Source organism: Sedimentisphaera salicampi, assembly GCF_002117005.1.
In the GTDB taxonomy this organism is placed as follows: Bacteria; Planctomycetota; Phycisphaerae; order Sedimentisphaerales; family Sedimentisphaeraceae; genus Sedimentisphaera; species Sedimentisphaera salicampi.
In genome coordinates, this window is the sequence record NZ_CP021023.1 from 2,861,082 (window position 1) to 2,879,565 (window position 18,484).

Here is an 18,484-nt window from a genome sequence, read left to right on the forward strand (position 1 = left end):
TTATCTGGTTATGCAAGGAAGGGCTTTTCTTTTGCAAACTCTTGCAATCACAAGGGTTTACATCACTGCTTGCCCTGCCTTCCTGCATTTCCTTACAACTGCTTACAGCGGATTTGTGCAGACTTTTTTGCACCGCCTTTTCAGCCGGCTTCAAGACTGATAATTTGGCTGACTCTCTGAGGTCTGCTTCCGTGAGCTGGGCATAATGTCTAATTCCTTCTCTTCCTGCGGTTTTTACCCTGAAGAATTTCCTTTAATTCCCCTAATTCGGAAACTTTAGGGAATTGTTTTCAAGTCTTCCTTGGGGTTTACTTTAAAAGTTTCCCACACTCTTCGGGTATTCGCGGGAAGTGTGGGAGAAAGTTAAAGCTTCGGATTGACTGCGTAGGTTTCCGGTATGCCTGAAATCTTTTTTGATATACCCCTGCTCTGACAAGAATCCATTCCGCCTTGAACTGCTTCCCAGCTTTCGGCTGCAGCGGTCTGGCAAAGAAACCTTTTATATAATTTGCTTAGAATAAAATCTGAAGCGCAACATTTTTATCCGCTCCAGAGTACCTCATTGGGCGTCCGATAGTTTAAGCATTTCCTTGGTCTATTATTGATTAAGGAGACTGCTTTGTCAATTTCTGCTTTGCTTACTTTCTTAAAATCAGTACCTTTTGGAAAAAACTGACGCAGCAGTCCGTTGGTATTTTCGTTCGTACCACGCTGATATGAGCTGTACGGATCAGCAAAGCAGCAGCATAGACCGACCATTCTTTCCATCTCCTTAAATCCGCCAAATTCCTTGCCGTTATCAACCGTTAGCGTCTTTCGTTTGAACTTAGGAATTTTCCTGAATATTCTCTTGGTAGTAACGTTCATACTGGCTGCACTCTTGTCATCCATTTTACCGACCAGCAGGTAGCGGGTTTTCCGCTCTACATGGGTGGCAACAAACGAACCGTGCCCCTTGCCACTTACGGTATCACCTTCCCAGTCGCCAATGCGGCTGCGTTTATCAACAACAGCCGGACGTTCACTGATCGGAGCTCTCTCCGGTATCCGGCCACGTTTGTCGCTGCTGCCGTGTTTCTTTCTCCTTTTACGATGCCCTTGCCTCAAATACTTATAATAATCGCCGCCAGCAGCTTTATCTCTCTTTATCCAACTATATATAGTTAAATGACTTACGCGCATTTCCTGCTCGTAGGGATAATCAATTTTAAGGCGAGCGGCTATCTGCTCGGGCGAGTGATATTGCTCAAGTTTATTGATTACAAGCCGGCACAATCGGCCGTTCTGCTCCAAGCGATAAGGCTGTTTGGATGCGGTTCTGCGTTTGTTATAATATCGAGAGGCAAGGTGTGGTTTGTAATCCCCGGTTGAAGAGACATTGCGACTCAATTCTCGACTTATCGTGCCCTTGTTTCTGCCGAGATATTCGGCAATCTGAGATAAATTTTTTCCTTTTGCCTGCATTTTTAGTATGCATTCTCTTTCGTTGATGTTAAGATGTTTGTAGCCCATTGCGGTTCCTTAAATAGAGTATTTTTCGTAAAAAACATTCTATCGGAAACACCCGTAATGGGCACTCTTTTTTTTACTTTTCTATGCTTGCTCTGCTGTTATAATTAAATCGCTGATGCAGGGGATAGGGCTCTGCTGGAGAGCAACCCGAGCGCTGCAACTGTCAAACTTGGGAAAAGGCGGCCTAAAAACCGCCTTGCCTATTTAATTCCCAGGTTTGCCTAAAGCGATAAACTCCTGCCCGCCTCAGGCGGGCTGATTAAATTAGCAAAGCGTTGCGCTTCAAATTAAAATTCAAGTTTGTTTGTTTTTTTTAAGAATTTTTGTAAAAATCTTAAATTTGAGGCATTTATACAATAGAGGCAGGTTTGTTCTGTCTTAATTTAAGTAAAAATTTTCGTTTTTAAGTATAAGGCTGTCAATCAATGCGGCCTGAAGAAAGGTTTTATTAATTAGGAAAAAGTTATGAAAAAGAAGGCTTTTACACTTATCGAATTGCTCGTCGTGATTTCTATAATTGCTCTGTTGATGGCGGTTCTTATGCCGGCTCTCGGCAAAGCAAGAAAACAGGCCAAGTCCACGGTCTGCCAGACTCGTCTTAAGCAGTGGGGCGTTATCTGGAATGTCTATACAGGCAAATACGGCGGCGATTTCCCAAGCGCATATGATATGCGGCAGAGATACAATATCAATTGGCCTCGAGGCGCATGGATCATTCCGCTTCGCCATGAATGGGAAACAAATACTGATATCCTCAGATGTCCTGAAGCCGAGACTCCAAATGAAGACGGCGCTTATGGAGATTTAGACGAGGCATACTGGATGGGCAACACCAATGTGGATGAGGAAGAGGATCTCGAAGTGCAGGAATATGCCAGCTACGGTATGAACTGCTGGGCGTTTGACGAACCGCCTGGAGCACCTCCAGAGGTATATCAAGGCAGAGAGCAAAAGTATTACTGGCGTAATATAACAAGAGTATCACGTGCCAATATGGTGCCGCTTTTTGCAGATGCTGTATGGCGTGGCGGCGGGCCTCACTATGAAGCGGGCGAAACCGCAATCCAGCCAACGCCTTACAACGGCAGTCAGGCTCCGCAAGAGGTGTATAACTTTAATGTTGGCTATGAAATGGCTCACTTTACAGTAAGAAGGCATCCGAAGGGAACGAATCTCTTGTTTATGGATGGGTCTGTAAACAAGTTAAGCATTAAAGATCTCTACCACCAGAAATGGCACAGAAGATTCGATCTGCACGGCCGCTACTCAGAAGAGGACAATGAAATTGACTGGCCAGAATGGATTGAAGACACTACAAACTAAAATATTAACTTTTTCAGTTGACAATAAGCCGTCTGAGTTTTAGCGATTCAGGCGGCTGTTTTTATGCTTTGGAATAAAACGGAGGCAGGTGGATAACAACAATCTTTTTAAAAGAGCAGTGAATACGTTTAAGATTTACCTGAACCTCATAAAATAAGATCCAAGTATCATAAAGCTCTCGTAATTTTTTTGCATCCAGTGTTTGTCTTCACGAATTACCGCCCGATACGCTAGGTCTTAAATCCTGCCGCAAACTGCTGTCCAGTTTCCGGGGGCAAGTTCAACCGTTCAGTTTTTCCCTGCCCTTTGCAGCAAGTCTGTCGCAGAGTTCGTTGTACTCAACTCCGCAGTGGCCGCGGACCCATGTCCAGTGTACATCATGCGTCTGTGTAAGTTCAAGCAGCTTTACCCAGAGGTCTTTATTCTTCACGGGCTTCTTGCCGGCGGTTTTCCAGCCCTTTTTCTGCCATTTCTCGAGCCAGCCGTTTACGAACGCCTTCTGCAGATACTGCGAATCTGTGTGGAAATGCACTTTGCACGGGCGTTTGAGGGCTTCCAGAGCCTTGATAGCGGCTGTGAGCTCCATACGGTTGTTTGTGGTGTCTTTTTCTCCGCCGCAGAGTTCTTTGGTTTTGTCCGGTTTTTTTGAAGAAATAAGAACCGCCCCCCAGCCTCCCGGGCCGGGATTAGGACTGCATCCCCCATCACTATAGATAATCACTTCATCCATATTTAAGCGCTTTCCCTTACGATTTCCGCACCCACTTTGTTAAGCTTTTCCTCTATTTTCTCATACCCTCTGTCGATATGATAAACGCGGTTTATGGTAGTTTCGCCTTCAGCAGCGAGTCCAGCCAAAACAAGAGCAGCGCTTGCCCTGAGATCAGATGCCATAATCGGAGCGGATGTTAGCCCGGGCACACCATTAACTATCGTGCATTGCCCCTCTTTTCGGAGCAGGGCTCCCATTCTTGTCATCTCCGGTACGTGCATAAATCTGTCCGGGAAGATTTTTTCTGTAACCACGCTGTTGCCCTGAGCTATTGAAAGCATCGCCATAAACTGTGCCTGAAGGTCTGTTGGGAAGCCCGGGTAAGGCTGGGTTGTAATATCAACCGGCCTTATCACTTTCCCTGAGCTAATTCTGCAGCCTTCAGTTGTTTTTTCGATTACCATCCCCATCTTCTCAAGTGCGTCGCTCACTGCTCCGAGATGGTCGAGCCGGCAGTTGTCTATCTCGAGCTCTCCTCCTGTAATCCCCGCTGCTACCATATACGTACCCGCCTCTATCCTGTCCGGTATAACGCGGTAGTTCGTAGGCCGAAGCTCAGGCACTCCTTCAATTCGCATCTCCGGCGAGCCTGCGTTGTAGATCCTTGCCCCCATCGTTTTCAGAAAGTTCGCAAGATCCACCACTTCCGGTTCGCAAGCTGCGGATTCGATTATCGTTTCCCCTTCTGCAAGTGTTGCAGCCATCATAACATTTGCTGTTGCCAGCACGCTTGAGCCGAATGGTCCTCCGAGGAATATCTTTTTGCCCTTAAGCCCTTTGGATGCTTTTGCGATGATGTATCCTTTGGATATGCGTATGTCAGCTCCAAGCTCTCTGAGCCCTCTGATATGCAGGTCAACCGGCCTTGTGCCGATAGAGCAGCCTCCGGGCATTGAAACCTCAGCACGTCCGCAGCGGGCGAGAAGCGGCCCGAGGACGCAAATGCTCGCCCTCATCTTTCGCACTATCTCGTAGTCGCCGTAGGGCTTGTATATGCGGGCGGCATCAATGCTGAGAGTATGCGGCTCGTTTCTGCTGCATTCTGCTCCAATCTCGCCGAGGAGCTTCTGCATAAACAAAACATCCGAAAGCACAGGAACATCTTTGATTGTTGTAGTCCCCGAAGCCAGAAGCGAGGCTGACATTAGTGGAAGAGCTGAGTTTTTAGACCCGCTTACACGAATCTTTCCTGAAAGAGAGGTTCCGCCGTGAACCTTAAAAACATCCATTATACAAATCCTTTCGTATAAAGATTAAATCCTTTAAAAGTATTTTACAAAATTTAAGCCGGCTGTTCAAATCTATTTTTGCGTTTTAATAAAAGTTTTCTGAAAATATATCTCATTTTTTTATTGGCTTCAGATTTGTTCAATAAAAAAGGGCGCCGCTTTTCAGCTGCGCCCTCAACAAGTTTTTTTTCGGCTCGAGGCTTAATCGAGTCTGTAGTTGTAGGTTTGTTCGAATTGAGCCCCTTCTACCGGTGATATCCGGTAGCTGAAGCTCCTTGGTTTGTTGTAGAGTTTATAGGGCTCTGCCGGCATCGCTCCCCAGCTGTTCATACCGCCAACACCGAGCTGTTTGCTGTCAACATTTACAATAATATTCTCAGCCTCTTGCATCTGGAAGGTGTATTCATTGCTCTGCATCTCTTCGTCGGTGAAGTGTTTTGCGTTTACACTCAGCAGATCTTCGCCTGCAGCGAACATTATCCCTGAGCCCTCTTCGTTAGTAAGAGCTGCCCAGCGTACGGCTGTCTTATTGCCGTTTTCCTGAGGTCGGGCGTATTCCACCCATTCCTCACTTACTTTGGAGTAGAAAAGACCGATAGGCTGAGCGGTTTTGCCCGGGTAGCTCGGCTCTGGGCCGCGTCCGAACCAAGAAAATCTCTCGAGCCCTTTGGCTGCTTCCATTCTCGTTCCAAATCTGAACATAAGCTTGCCTTTTTCGTTTTGCGGGGTGTATTTTATATCAACGGCTATATCTCCGCTGCCGTAGATCTGGTAGCGGATGTTGCAGTCTGCTTCCACCTTCTCAATTTTTCCGTTTACGACAATCTGCATAACGTTGCTGCTTAAATTTTCCCGAACTTCTTCAGCCTTGAAGCTCTTGCCGGCGTCTTTCCATTTTTTCAGTTTGTTCTGCAGGCCTGCGCCTCTGTCGTTGTTTGTAGGCGCACGCCAGAAGTATGGCCTCGGCCCTTGTTCAAGGAGCTTGAGACTTCCGTAAGTGTAATCTTCAATAAGCCCTGTTTTCTGGCTGATTTTAAGGAAGAAATCTTCGTTGCCCACAAGTATTGTATCACCCTTGGTTTGATATTTGAGCTCGGGGAATTCTCCTGAATCTATTGTTTCAGGTTTGAGGTATTCATCCAGCCTGAACTGCTCGAGAGCCATTTCTGTGCCTGCGGGAGCGTAGGGTTTATCTTCCTTGAGCACAAAACCCACATTTACAAAATATTCCTTGCCGTAGTCCGGTTCAATATTAGGTACTTTCAGGCTTATTTCCTTTGTCTGCTGGGCAGGGATGTCAATATCAAACTCTCCTGCAGCAAGCTCCTCGCCGTTGATTGTAAGAGACCACTGGCCCTGATATATCTCATTGAGGTTTGTAAAGTAGAAGCGGTTTTTCACGCTGAACTCGCCTTCCGCTGTATTCACCGGTTCAACTTTAACATTCTGCTGCCAGTATTTCAGGTGATGAAGCCCGGGCTTAGGTTCGCAGCCTGAATCTACAAGTCCGTTCATGCAGAAATCGCGGTTCGTATGTACGTCCCGCTCATCTTCCCACCAGCCGCCGTATGCGTAGAATTCTTCAAGTCCGGAGCTGTTGCGGTATTCCTCGGGTACGGGCTGAGTGAGTCCCTGGTCCATCCAGTCCCAAACGAACCCGCCCTGAACTCGGTTGTTTTTGTAGAACTTAGCCCAGTATTCTTTCAGAGTTCCGTTGCTGTTGCCCATAGCGTGCGAATATTCGCAAAGAAGGAAAGGCTTTTCCGGCGTGCTTTGAGCAATACGTTCAAGATCCCAAGGCCTTGCATACATCCTGCTGTTTATATCCGCCGCCTGTCCTGTACCGTGAGCTGAAGAGCTTTCGCAGTGAATTGGCCGGGTAGGGTCGTATTTGCGTGCCCAGTTGGCGGCTTTGATGATTCCGGGTCCTTCGCCGAATTCATTTCCCATAGACCAAGAGAATATGCTTGCGTGGTTTTTATCCCGTTTTACCATTCTCTCAACGCGGTCGAAATGGGCTTGATCGAAATCCGGATTCTTTGCTATCTTGCTGTCCATACCAACGCCGAAGCCGTGGCTTTCTATGTTTGCCTCATCCATAACATAAAGCCCATATTTATCGCAAAGCTTATACCATTCCGGCATATTCGGGTAATGCGATGTTCTTACGGCATTCACGTTGAAACGCTTCATTGTGAATATATCCTTTAGCATATCATCGGTTGTGATGGTATGGCCTCGTTCGGCGTTGTGTTCATGACGATTTACGCCCTTGAAGATTACCGGCTTGCCGTTAACAAGAATTCGGCTGTCCCTGATTTCTATTTCTCTAAAGCCGATATGCCAAGGAATCGCCTCAACTGTTCTGCCTTTTTCGTCCAGAAGAGAGATTACGAGCTTGTAAAGGTATGGATTCTCGGCAGACCATTTCTCAGGGCTGTTTACGCTGATATCAAAGCTCACCGTTTCACTTTTCTTTACTTCCGCGTCTCTTGAAGTTGGGTAGGTAACCGATTTGCCATCGGCATCGAATAAATCAACGCTGACTCGAAGCTCTCTTTCCTTGCTCCCGCTATTTGTAACCTCTGCTGCAAGCTCGAGCTTTGCATCCTCGTAGTTTTTGTCCAGATCGGTGCGGACAGTGAAATCACGAATGTGAACAGACTCTGTGCTGTAGAGATAAACATCGCGATAAATACCGCTCAGACGCCAGAAATCCTGATCTTCCAGATAAGACCCGTCCGACCAGCGGTAAACCTGCACGGCTATCGAATTTTTGCCATCTTTGGCGAAAGAGGATATATCGAATTCTGCCGGCGTTCTGCTGCCTTGGCTGTATCCAACCTGTTTCCCGTTTACGTAAAGATAAAACGCAGATTCAACGCCTTCAAAATGAATATAAACTTTTCTTTCATCCCAGCCTTCCGGGAGAGTGAATTCCCTGCGGTATGTGCCAACTGGGTTGAAATCTCTGGGAGCGCGGAATTTATCCTTCTTGAAGGGGTATTTTGCATTCGAGTAGATAGGGAAATCGAAGCCCTCCATCTGCCAGCACGAGGGAACGCTTATATCATCCCAGCCTGAATCATCATAATCAGCGCCGAAGCAGTCTTTCGGGGCTTCGGAGGGTTTGTCTGTGATGTGAAATTTCCACTTGCCGCTGAGGCTTTTGCGGAGGCTGGATTCCCCGCCTTCTTTAGCGGCCTTGAACGAGTCGTAAACTCTCATCGAGCAGTGCGGCTCAACCGTGTTTACCTGAATAATTTCCGGATTGTCCCATTCCGGACGGTCCTGACCAAAACACAAAGCGATTGCTCCTAATAGAAAAAGTGTTGCTGTTTTTTGTTTAAGCACTTTAAGCTCCCTTGATAAAGTTACGGTTTCTTTTATGCAGTTAAAAATTCTAAGTATATATCCCCGCCGGTCAATTTTTTTACGATTTAAATAAATTTTTAAGCGGAGCTTAAATTTAAGTGTTTTTTGAGAACTGAATTTAAACCAAAAAAAAGCCTCAATCGGCAAGATTAAGGCTTTTGTGAGCTGTTTACTAATCTGTCAATTAATTAGCTTTTGCGTTTTCTTAAAACGAATCCGAAGGCTCCTAATAATGCCATAGTGGCCGGTTCAGGTACACAGTATGAACTGGTAGTGTCATAGTTTTCAGGTTCTGAACCTTCCTCTACAGTTGCTCCTGCGAGGCAGAAATCGCCGGTAAAAAATCCTTTTGCTATCTTGTATTCGATAGTATAAGAACCGTCCCATGTTATGTTGCTGCCAGCAAACAGCCCGTTCGGCTTGGTTAGAGTATGATAGTGATTAACGGTGTTGCTGAGGCTTACAGTTCCGCCGAAGTGAGCATCTGCTACTAATTCAAACCCGTCAAGGCTGCTGTGGAAATAGTCGTAGGCGTTGCCGTCAAAGCCAGTTCCCGCGTTTTGGTCCAGGTCAAAGTATAGCCCGTTGTATCCAGCAAAATTATTGCCGGTAAGACTCATAGCACCAACCATTTCCATTTTGAAATAATAATTAAACGCATCTTCTCCCATGGATATTTTATCGATATCCTGGCCTGGCTGTAGGCCTGCGTCTACACCATCGTTAATAACTTCAGTGTAGGAAACCGCAAAAGCACTCGCTAAACCGGCAATGGCCAACACAGCCATTAACATAATACATTTTCTCATAAGTTTCCCTTTCTATATAATAACTCATAAGCAATTTCGTGATATATTTCTAACTAAATGCATCCTAATAAAAACAAACACCAAAAACAAACAGATTTTATGATAGTGGGTGTGTTAAAAACAGAAGGTCAGTGTAAATTCTTATTTATTAGTAGTTTATGGCTAAGACTGTTTGTAAGTTATATAAATTTTTTTTATACTAACACATATTTCAAGTAAAATTGCTGTTTTTGCGATAGCAGCTGTGTTTTCTGCCATTCAGTACCGCAGCTTTTAATAATGCCGTTTGATTAGTAATAATTTCCCCCGCTTTAAAACTTGTATTTTCAAATGCTTTAAATTTCCATTCAATTAACGATAATGAATTAAGATTTCTGTAAATCAATCAATAATATTTATGGTGAATAATGAGTGCGCCAAGCAAAGCTAATATGTGCAAGCCGGACAATCCGGCACGGGTAAAGGCTAACCACCAGCCCGGGACTGAACCGGACGTATTGCGAGGTAACGAGTAATGCGAAGCTTCGGTAAGGGCAGTTTGTCAGCCGTAACGCAAGTGAAGGTATCGAGCCCCGAAATAATCCTTATTTCACTGGGTCAAGGGTTTCATTTCTTGGAAACCAGTATCGATGCGCACGTTAAAGGTGAGTGCGTAATCGACGTGGCGGGGTCTAAGTCCGCAGCGGGCAAACAAACTGTACATATTGGAACTTGGGAGAACCGAAGCGTTCCGAAAGGAAGCCGCCAAATAGCCGAAAAAGTGATGAGGCGGTATGGCGTTTCGGTAGTCGGACTAACCCATAGTAGAGGTGTAGCAGGGGTAATGCCCTGTGGGGCTATAAGCTTACTCGAAGGGGTTAGCGGTTTAACGCAGAGAGGTGAATTTTAACAATGCAATACCCTGAGATTGGAAAAACTTTGGAGAAGTTGCTTCTCATATCCGCTCGCGCCCGAAGGGAACGAGGATTCAAGTTTACGAGCCTTGCTCATCTACTTGATGAAGAATACCTTCGGGATTGCTACCAGAACCTTAACCGGAATAAGGCGGTAGGAATTGACAATGTAAGCTGGCAGGAATATGGTATAAATCTGGATGAAAATCTCCGGCGGCTTGTCGATAGGCTCAAACGTAAAAAGTATAAGCCTAAACCGGCAAGGCGGGTATATATACCCAAGGACGATAAAGAAACCCGTCCACTGGGTATATCTGCGATAGAAAGCAAGATAGTAGAAAGCGGGATTGCCCGCATACTAAACTGCATATATGAGCAGGATTTTCTGGATTGTTCTTACGGTTTTCGCCCGAACAGGAACTGTCATCAGGCGTTAAAGACACTTAACGACCTGATAACATACCAGCCGGTAAACCATATTGTCGAAGCCGATATTAAAGGCTTCTTCGATAATGTTGACCACGATAAGCTGCTGGAGTTTATTCGAATAAGGATAAATGACACGGCATTATTAGGGCTGATTGGTAAGTTTCTCAAAGCCGGTTATGTTGACGATGGTCAACTAATAGTATCGCAAAAGGGTACTCCGCAAGGAAGTATTCTAAGCCCGATACTGGCGAATATATTCCTGCACTATGTACTGGACGAGTGGTTTGAGGCTACGGTTAAAAGCCATACGACCGGTTACTGTGAGCTTGTGAGATATGCGGATGATTTTGTATGCGTAGTTCGCTACGCAGACGATGCCGAACGCATTGAGCAGGCGTTGAAGAATAGGTTCAATAAATACGGATTGGAAATACATCCTACAAAGAGCCGCCGGATAACATTTGGTCGCTTTGAGAAGGAAAACGCCGTAAAAGAGAGCCGAAAGCCTAACACGTTTGACTTTTTAGGATTTACGCATTACTGCGACATCTCACGCCGAGGCAAATTTAAGCTCGGGCGTAAGACAAGCGGAAAGAAATTCTCTGCCAAGTGCAGGGAGATGAATGACTGGCTCAAGGCGATACGAAACCACGTCAAGACTAAAGACTGGTGGAAAGTTCTTGTTGCCAAACTGCGAGGCCATTATCAGTATTACGGCGTAAGTGAGAACTACGCCGGTATCAGGAGTTTTTACAAACTCACGATAAGGATGGTACGGAAATGGCTGAACAGGCGTAGCCAAAAGCGAAAGATGAGTTGGGAACGGTTTAGTAATTACCTTGAACACTATCCTTTGCCAAAACCCGAAATAGTGCATAGCTTTTACAATCGGCAAGTGTAAAGTGAGTTAAACCGAAGAGCCGGATGTGGGAAATCCACAAGTCCGGTTCTGTGAGGGGCATTGACGTTTCCTCACATTTAATAAATGAAAAAATTAAGTTTATGGATGAAAGGAACTATATTATGTCTACTCGACAAAATCTGAAAAGTATAGATAAATTTATGGCCATCCCGCTGAGGGATATAGTTTTTATTATCATTATTCTTATACCGTTTATTCTCGGTAAATACTGCGAATTCAATATCCCCGGGCCATTTGACAGCGGTTCAAACGTGTATTCAGCGAAGCACATCCTTGAAGGGGCTCAGATCGGCGTTGAAGAAGACCCAAGCGCTCAGGTGGGTACGCTGCTTATGAATATGCTGGGGGTAAAGCTTTTCGGCTTCAATGATTTAGGCCCTAAGATAGTGCAGGGTTTCTTTCAGCTTATCGGCCTCGGGTTAATGTATTACAGCATCAGGCGAGTTTTCGGCGTTTTGCCGGCATTCTTTTCCGCCTTCGCTGCCGCCTTTTTCCTCTCAGCCCCGCTTATAGCAAAATACGGCAACGTAAAAGAGCAGTTTATGACGGCCTTTATGCTCGCTGGAATTGCCCTGTTTGTCCTTCATCTGAAAACAGATAAACGAATTTTTGCAGTATTGGCAGGGGGCTTTCTTGCATGGGCTCCTCTTTTCAAGATTACAGGCTTCTCGGCGATTGGGGCATTAGCAGTGTTTTTCGCGTGCAGTCTGATTTTCAAATGGAAAACATTCAAGGAGCTTTTGATAAAGGCGGGGCTTCTGCTGGCGGGGTTTCTGATATTTGCAGGCCCGGTATGGATATGGATAAATGCCTCCGGCGCACAAATCAGCACGCCGTATAAATCAGCATTAGTTCGAGTTATGCCGGATTTCAGCTCTAAAGACAGCCCTGTGCCGGAGAATCAGAAGCATTCAGGAGAGACGCAGAAGAAGGCTGATTCTGAGAAAAAAGAGGAATCTGCCGGCAGCTATGTAGAGCGAACCAGAAAGGCCCGGAGCTACAGTGAACATGCCCCCGTTGTGCTGCGATACTACCGCCTGCTTATCCTGCCTGTCGGCTTGGCGATAGCGGCGCTGATTTTGGCAAAAATCCGGTTTCTCAGGACGTGGCTTGCAAAAAAGAGCAAAATCCGTCTCACACTCCCCGATAGGGTTACCGTTCTGCTTGTTTTCTGGTGGGTTCTGGATATGGCTCTTGTTTGGGTGAGCACGCGCCCCTATGAGCAGTATTACATACCGCTGACTGCCTCCGGAGCTTTCGCTGGGGCATATGTGCTTTATCGCCTCTTCGGCTGGTGCAGAAGCAAAGGAATGCGGTTTACTCTCGGCGGCTTTGCTTTCTCGGCAGTTCTCTTCTGGATATTCTGCTCGCCGATATTTGCAGGGATAAGCAAAAGCCCATACAGCGGCAAATCCTACGGCGAAGGCGTTAAACGAAAAGGATATGTACAGCGAATCGAGCAGGCAAGTATGCACCGCCAAGGCAGGATTGCACCTTGGGAGATTGTCGGGCTGTTTATAAAAAACAACACCTCCCCAGACCAGCGCACCTACGTTTGGGGCTGGTATCCCGGGATTTATGTCAAGGCCCAGAGGCTTTCAGTATGCAAAAAGGCCTTCCAGAGCGATATGCACACACTGCCCCCCTCAACTCTTGAAAAGATGGCTGAGAATTTCATCCGCCAGTTTGAAAAGCACAAGCCCAAATATATAGTGGATTCCCGCAAGAGGCACTTCCCGCACGACCGCCCGCCGCTGGAATTCTGGCCTTCCACCCCTAACGGCTTCCTCCCTGCAAACGAAAGGGCGGTTCAAGGCTACGAAAAAGCTTATTCAAACATCCTGGCAGAGAGAATAGAGCCCGAAGAGGCTGAGCGGTTTAAGGCGTTCGCTGAGCTGAGAGAATATATAAGAGAAAACTATCAAATCGTAGATAAAGACGGCTATCAATTCACAAAAGCAGGCCCACGAAGCAAACGTTTCGGGCAGATGGTTGTTTTCAGGAGAGAGTAAATTTTGCGGTAATTTGCTTTTTACCTCTTAAAAGGGCATAAGTAATTATTCGGCTTTGGGGATTTTATGAAAAACGTTAAAATCGACTGGGAAAAGTTGGCTGTTAAAGAGGCTTATTACTCAGTTACAACAAACTACAAGTACAGGAATGAGAACCTCAGCGATGAGGTTAAAGATGATTTTTTCATTGAGGCAAAGCAGTACACTGAAAGACTGCTTGCTGTAATCAGAGACCATTTAGTGAAAGATTTTGCGCCGAAGCGGATTCTGGATTTCGGCTGCGGAGTGGGCAGAACTTCAATACCGTTTTCAGAGATTGCCGAAGAAGTTGTGGCGGCGGATATTTCCGAGAATATGCTCAAGGAGGCTGAGAATAATAAGGCCCTTCGCGGGGCGGATAATCTAAAGCTTATGCAGACCGGCAGCGATATTTCGAATATTCCTGGCAGATTCGATTTTGTACATTCGCTTTACGTATTCCAGCATATCCCCGCAAGTGAGGGGCGAAAGATAATAGGCCAATTGCTCGATAAGCTCGAGGACGGCGGAGTTATAGCCCTGCAGGTTCTATATGCCAATGAACTCTCCTGCGTGAAACGTGTCTCTTACTGGCTGCGGGTAAATATCCCGGGGGTTAAAAAAATCTTGAATCTTCTTAGAAGAAAGCCCTGGAACGCCCCGATGATGCAGCTTAATAATTATCCGTTAAACTCAGTAGCAGCAGACTTAAGAGAAGCCGGCTGCCGGCATTTCTATTCGCGATACACAAACCACGCCGGCTATAAGGGGCTCTTTATATTCGCACAGAAAACCCGCCTCGGTGAAGAAAACGTTACTGATTTAGGTGAGATTCCTTAATCCTATCTAAGCTGTTTCCACATTAGAAGCTGTCCACAGGCGGCGGATATTTGCCCGCTGCAAAGGCCTCTGTGCTTGCTATCACTGAGCCCACAGTTCCGCTGAGCCTCTCACCTTTCAGCTCGCTGATTCGTTTTTTCAGCTTTCTAACTTCCGGCAGAAGCTCTTTGACAGTCTCTCTGTCAAGCAGGCGAATATTTCTCATTGCGCTCAAAACGAGGATGCAGTGTTCTTCCTTGAGCCCTGATATCAGGATATCCTTCGCTTTCTTCGAATCTTTTTTCTTAAGCGTAAGCTTTGCTGCTTCATATCTTATGTATGGAGCGGAGTCTTCAAGCAGGGGTTCAATGTGCTGGAAGATATCATCTTTTTTCCAGTTTTGCGATTCTAACCCGATAAGCCCCCAGTACCTAACTGCCGGCTCCTCATCTTCGAGAGCTTTTATCTGTTTGCTCAATACCTTCCTGCCCTTGCCTACCAGCTCTGCAACGCTCATTATCTTTTCAAGGGGATAAACGCGGCTGTAGTCTTTAAATTCGAAAGGCGTGAACTTCCCGCCTCTGGTTTCAATTTCCCACGGATGAAGGAAGTGCAGATCGCGAATTTCAAGGATTTTATTTTGGTTTATAGACCGCATTTTCTCAAGGATTGATTCATACCCTGTTTTTTCAGCGAGGTTATGCACATTCCATGGGTCGAATTTATAGTCGTAAAGAGCTTCTGCCGGCCTTCCTGGAGACATATACTCCTCAGCTGCTTCTTCAAGCTCTCCTGCTTTGTAGTAATCTCGCAGCAGGTGCATTATTTCTGCCCCGTCGCAGTATCTCTGAGGCTGGGCATACCCGAGATGCGGCATATAATTCCGCACATAGGTGTATCTTCCGTCAGATACCGTTCTGCTGTGCTGCTCGGCAGTGCCTACAATATTCGTGCTTCCGAAAATGAACTCTTTATCTATCTTCCCAGGCCCGAGCACTGGCGCGCCGGACATATTATCGCCAATCTTGGAGCCGGTTATATTGAGCACTGTCGGCCCGAGATCCACAAAGCTTATAAGCTTGTCGGTTTTGGTTCCGGGCTTGAGCTTCACAAGATCCCTGTATTTCTTCGGAACCCGCACAACCAGAGGCACTCTCAGGCCGAGCCCAAGCGGATTTGTCTTGAATCTCGGCATACCTTCGCCGTGGTCTGCGAAGAAAAATATTATTGTTTCTTCGTAAAGTCCGTCTTCTTTCAGCTTATCAAGCAGCTCGCCTATCTGCCGGTCAACGAGGGTTATGCAGTCGTACATTCTCGCATAGGCTTTTCGCACTTCAGGCGTATCGTGATAGAATGGCGGAACCTTAACTTCTTCAGGTTTTGTTATTTCTTCAGGCGAAAGCTGAGATTGAATATTTTTCTTGAATCTTTCATAAGAATTTACCGAAACTCGGGACTGATGGCTGTCCAGAAAGTTTTGTACGTGGAAAAACGGCTGTCCGGGCTTTCTGTTTCGCCAAGTCGCTTTTCCGCTTGTTTCATCCCAAGTGCGTTTTGCCCAGTGCCATGCGTCTTTGAAGTTGTAGTCTTTTTTCTTGTTGTTGGTGCAGTAGTAGCCGTTTTTACGCAGGTATGTGGGAAAACCTTTCACTGAATCAGGGATAGCAGCTGCGCTTCTGTGATTCCCTCCGCCGAGCTGGCCTACATGCATACCGGTGATAAGAGCGGTTCTCGCCGGCGAGCATACAGGCGAGTTGGCAAAGGCGTTTGTGAAAAGCGTGCCTTCCTCTGCAAGCTTGTCAACGTTTGGGGTTTTGGCAACTTCATCGCCGTAACATCCGAAAAACAGGGAAGTGTCTTCAATAGTTATCCATAGAACGTTTGGTTTTTGCTTTGAATGATTGTCTGCGAAAGACGAAACGGGATTTACGGCAGCTAATGATAAAGCAAGGCTGCCGGTGGATTTCAAAAATAAACGCCTGTTCATTGTAAATGCTCCTATATGTTAATCTAATTAGCCTCAAACAGATTAAATTTAAAATGCTGCGGGTTGTCAAGATTATTATTTACGTTTTTTTTAATTTCCTGTTTGTCTGCGATTTTTTGTTCGCCTTTTAGGGGCAGAATCTTTAAGGATAGAGGAATAATTCTTTACTTGAACACCAAAAACAGCCTAAGCGAAAAATAAGCCTTGTTAAAAGCTTGCAAGATATATTTGTAAAGTTATAATCGATTTATATAATTGCTATTTTGTGTTTGGCCAGTAATTCGAACTACGTAGTTAAGATAAGGATTTGCAATGTCCGAAAATTATTATACTCTTGAACAAGCCGCTGAAAAACTCGGAAAAACCCAGGAGCAGCTTAAAGAGTTAGCTAAGGTTAACGACATCAGCGAAATGAGGGACGGCTCCAAGATTTTCTATAAAAAAGAAGATATTGATTCACTTGCCAAGCAGCAGGTTGATGATGATAATCTCAATGTTGAAGATTCCGTAATTGGTCTTGATGAAGAAAGCTCGCTTGGCGGGATTGATTCGCTTGATGATGAGAAATCTGACGAAGATCAAGGTGAGGAAGTTAATATTGATGAAGATATGGAGCAGATGATCGAGCTTTCTGATGCCGATACAGCAGTGGGTATGGACTCTCCTGATTCGGATTCTGATGAATCTGAGGGTAAGGAAAAGGAAGATGATGCAAGCTTCTCCGACGACAGCCTGCTCTCTCTGGCTGATACGATCTCCAGCGAGGAGGAAAGCAAGGGCTCTGCGCAGCAGGATGAAGAAAGCTCTAAGCAGCAGGGTTCTGAGGAAGAAGGGCAGGAACAGCAGCAGAGTTCGCAAGACCAGCAGGGCGAGCAGCAGATAGATGCAGATGCGGATATGGGCTCAGATGAGGAGGGTTCAGGAATTTTAGACTTGTCCCTTCAGGCGGATGATTCCCAGCTTGGTGCTGTTCTTGATGATATTCTCCCGGGAGCCGAAGGCGGCGGAGGAGACGACGATTTCGACGATTTCGATGTAGGCTCTCTTGAGGAAGCAGAACAGCAGGATCAGCAGCAGACCGAACAAGAACAGCCCCCTCAGCCGGAAGAGGCAGAGACAGAGCAGACCCCCGCACAGGATGATTTGAGCTATCCGGAAGTAGAGCCGGAGCCGGAACCGGCCGCTGCAAGTGCTCCAGCCGCCGCTGCGGCAGCCTCATCAGCAGAAGAAGGCACCAGCTTCGGTTTTGCAATGCTTCTGCCTTTCATCGCAGTGGTTATGACGCTTGTGATACTTGCAGGTGTAGCTGTTAATGGCTCAGAGCCGCTCTTTGTCCCCTTCGTTCAGCAGTACTTTGTATATATTGCAGGCGGCCTTGCCTTGGTTACTTTTATAATAGGTATTTCTGGTGCTTTCTCCGGAGGCTCGTCAAGCGGTAAAAAATCCAGCGGCAAGAAGTCTTCTAAGAAAGAAAAGAAAGCCAAGAGCAAGAAGAAGAAAAAGAAATAATTAGCGAAAGTTTGCTTCGGAATTGATTGCGAAGCTTTCGTCTTCTGAATTTGTAGATAAGAGAGGTTGCTCAATGAAGTATGGTATAATAACGGTTTTAGCTGCGTTTGCTTTTATGCTTAGCGGATGCGTATCACAAGGGGCGTACGACAGCCTTAAAATGAAGAATGAGACCCAGAGCCAGAGGATCTCAGAGCTTGAATCCAAATATAATTCTGCCAAGCTCGAGCTCAAGCAGCTCAGGGAGAAGCTCGAAACTGCAAGAGAGCTTGAAAACGCAGGTGAGCAGGCCGCTCAGGAAGAAATAAAACTTCTTGAAGAAGCCCTCAAAGAGAAAAATGAGCTTGTTAAAAAGCTTCAGAAACAGCTTCTCGAAGGCGGGGTTAAGCTCCCGGCAGAGCTGAATGTGATGCTTGAGGAGTTTGCTTCGGCCAATCCTGATCTCGTTACTTTCGACTCCGAGCGAGGCGTTGTTAAATTCAAGAGCGATCTTACCTTCTCTCCCGGCAGTGATAACATAAATTCTGAGGCTAAAAATGCTATCGCTAAATTCTGCGGGATTGTTAAGTCCGATCAGGCTGAGAAGTTTGATATAGTTATCGCCGGCCATACCGACGATATGAAGATTTCAAAGCCTTCTACCAAGCGTGAGCATCCTACAAACTGGCATCTTTCGGCTCACAGGGCAATCTCTGTTCTTCAGAGTATGCTTAATGAGAGCGTAAGCCCGGAGAGGCTCAGTGTGCGAGGTTATGGCGAATACAGGCCTGTCGCACCTAATAAGCCCAATAATGGCGGAAATGTTAAGAACAGGCGTGTGGAAATCTATATAGTGCCCCAAGGCTGATAAGCGAAAAGCTCAGCTGAGACGAATA

The 18,484-nt window shown here is 46.1% G+C and carries 13 protein-coding genes; 7 read left to right on the plus strand and 6 right to left on the minus strand.

All coding sequences use genetic code 11. From position 1 onward, the window contains the following. Nucleotides 1-540: 540 nt before the first annotated feature. Entirely contained in the window at nt 541-1,512 is a 972-nt protein-coding gene (locus STSP1_RS11085) for an IS30 family transposase (protein ID WP_085756389.1), read from the minus strand. Between the two features lie 465 nt (nt 1,513-1,977). Here STSP1_RS11085 and STSP1_RS11090 point away from each other — a divergent pair, with 465 nt between their 5' ends. Continuing rightward, a complete protein-coding gene (locus STSP1_RS11090; RefSeq protein ID WP_085756390.1) occupies nt 1,978-2,835 on the plus strand; it encodes a type II secretion system protein in 858 nt (285 codons plus the stop codon). A 280-nt stretch (nt 2,836-3,115) separates the two neighbouring features. On the opposite strand, the gene rnhA is transcribed toward STSP1_RS11090, so the two are convergent. From rnhA to STSP1_RS11110, 4 genes are all read right to left on the minus strand, one after another. Further along, nucleotides 3,116-3,565, minus strand: a complete 450-nt coding sequence (gene rnhA, locus STSP1_RS11095; protein WP_085756391.1) for a ribonuclease HI — start codon at nt 3,563-3,565, stop codon at nt 3,116-3,118. Nucleotides 3,566-3,567: 2 nt separating this feature from the next. After that, complete coding sequence (murA, locus tag STSP1_RS11100) at nt 3,568-4,836, minus strand: UDP-N-acetylglucosamine 1-carboxyvinyltransferase (RefSeq protein ID WP_085756392.1); 1,269 nt, start codon at nt 4,834-4,836, stop codon at nt 3,568-3,570. Nucleotides 4,837-5,037: 201 nt separating this feature from the next. Next, nucleotides 5,038-8,142, minus strand: coding sequence for a beta-galactosidase, LacZ type (lacZ, locus tag STSP1_RS11105; RefSeq protein ID WP_123807043.1), 3,105 nt, complete (start codon nt 8,140-8,142; stop codon nt 5,038-5,040). A 257-nt stretch (nt 8,143-8,399) separates the two neighbouring features. Next, the gene (locus STSP1_RS11110; protein WP_085756394.1) at nt 8,400-9,020 is read right to left on the minus strand and encodes a PEP-CTERM sorting domain-containing protein; all 621 of its coding nucleotides are present in this window, start codon (nt 9,018-9,020) and stop codon (nt 8,400-8,402) included. 514 nt (nt 9,021-9,534) lie between these two features. Between STSP1_RS11110 and STSP1_RS11115 the strand changes: the two genes are divergently transcribed. The 4 genes from STSP1_RS11115 (at nt 9,535) to STSP1_RS11130 (ending at nt 14,134) form a co-directional block, all read left to right on the plus strand. Next, the gene (locus STSP1_RS11115; protein WP_085755847.1) at nt 9,535-9,909 is read left to right on the plus strand and encodes a hypothetical protein; all 375 of its coding nucleotides are present in this window, start codon (nt 9,535-9,537) and stop codon (nt 9,907-9,909) included. A gap of 29 nt (nt 9,910-9,938) precedes the next feature. Continuing rightward, nucleotides 9,939-11,243 carry a group II intron reverse transcriptase/maturase gene (gene ltrA, locus STSP1_RS11120; RefSeq protein ID WP_226997484.1) on the plus strand — a complete coding sequence of 435 codons (1,305 nt, stop codon included), beginning with the start codon at nt 9,939-9,941 and terminating at the stop codon, nt 11,241-11,243. A 122-nt stretch (nt 11,244-11,365) separates the two neighbouring features. After that, nucleotides 11,366-13,276, plus strand: a complete 1,911-nt coding sequence (locus STSP1_RS11125) for an ArnT family glycosyltransferase (protein ID WP_161491717.1) — start codon at nt 11,366-11,368, stop codon at nt 13,274-13,276. Nucleotides 13,277-13,342: 66 nt separating this feature from the next. Next, nucleotides 13,343-14,134, plus strand: a complete 792-nt coding sequence (locus STSP1_RS11130; protein ID WP_085756397.1) for a class I SAM-dependent methyltransferase — start codon at nt 13,343-13,345, stop codon at nt 14,132-14,134. 22 nt (nt 14,135-14,156) lie between these two features. Here the strand turns inward: STSP1_RS11130 and STSP1_RS11135 are convergent, their stop codons facing one another. Beyond that, nucleotides 14,157-16,100: a sulfatase family protein gene (locus STSP1_RS11135; RefSeq protein WP_085756398.1), complete on the minus strand. Its 1,944-nt coding sequence runs from the start codon at nt 16,098-16,100 to the stop codon at nt 14,157-14,159. Nucleotides 16,101-16,412: 312 nt separating this feature from the next. On the opposite strand from STSP1_RS11135, the gene STSP1_RS11140 reads away from it, so the two are divergent. Then, complete coding sequence (locus STSP1_RS11140; protein WP_085756399.1) at nt 16,413-17,609, plus strand: helix-turn-helix domain-containing protein; 1,197 nt, start codon at nt 16,413-16,415, stop codon at nt 17,607-17,609. 73 nt (nt 17,610-17,682) lie between these two features. Then, on the plus strand, nt 17,683-18,456 hold the full coding sequence (locus STSP1_RS11145; RefSeq protein ID WP_085756400.1) for an OmpA family protein: 774 nt from the start codon (nt 17,683-17,685) through the stop codon (nt 18,454-18,456). Nucleotides 18,457-18,484: the final 28 nt, after the last annotated feature.

Bases quoted from the DNA above. Each gene is read 5' to 3' on its own strand.
- STSP1_RS11085 (WP_085756389.1), bottom strand. From the start codon at position 1,512: ATGGGCTACAAACATCTTAACATCAACGAAAGAGAATGCATACTAAAA.
- STSP1_RS11090 (WP_085756390.1), top strand. From the start codon at position 1,978: ATGAAAAAGAAGGCTTTTACACTTATCGAATTGCTCGTCGTGATTTCT.
- rnhA (WP_085756391.1), bottom strand. From the start codon at position 3,565: ATGGATGAAGTGATTATCTATAGTGATGGGGGATGCAGTCCTAATCCC.
- murA (WP_085756392.1), bottom strand. From the start codon at position 4,836: ATGGATGTTTTTAAGGTTCACGGCGGAACCTCTCTTTCAGGAAAGATT.
- STSP1_RS11110 (WP_085756394.1), bottom strand. From the start codon at position 9,020: ATGAGAAAATGTATTATGTTAATGGCTGTGTTGGCCATTGCCGGTTTA.
- STSP1_RS11115 (WP_085755847.1), top strand. From the start codon at position 9,535: ATGCGAAGCTTCGGTAAGGGCAGTTTGTCAGCCGTAACGCAAGTGAAG.
- STSP1_RS11125 (WP_161491717.1), top strand. From the start codon at position 11,366: ATGTCTACTCGACAAAATCTGAAAAGTATAGATAAATTTATGGCCATC.
- STSP1_RS11130 (WP_085756397.1), top strand. From the start codon at position 13,343: ATGAAAAACGTTAAAATCGACTGGGAAAAGTTGGCTGTTAAAGAGGCT.
- STSP1_RS11135 (WP_085756398.1), bottom strand. From the start codon at position 16,100: ATGAACAGGCGTTTATTTTTGAAATCCACCGGCAGCCTTGCTTTATCA.
- STSP1_RS11140 (WP_085756399.1), top strand. From the start codon at position 16,413: ATGTCCGAAAATTATTATACTCTTGAACAAGCCGCTGAAAAACTCGGA.
- STSP1_RS11145 (WP_085756400.1), top strand. From the start codon at position 17,683: ATGAAGTATGGTATAATAACGGTTTTAGCTGCGTTTGCTTTTATGCTT.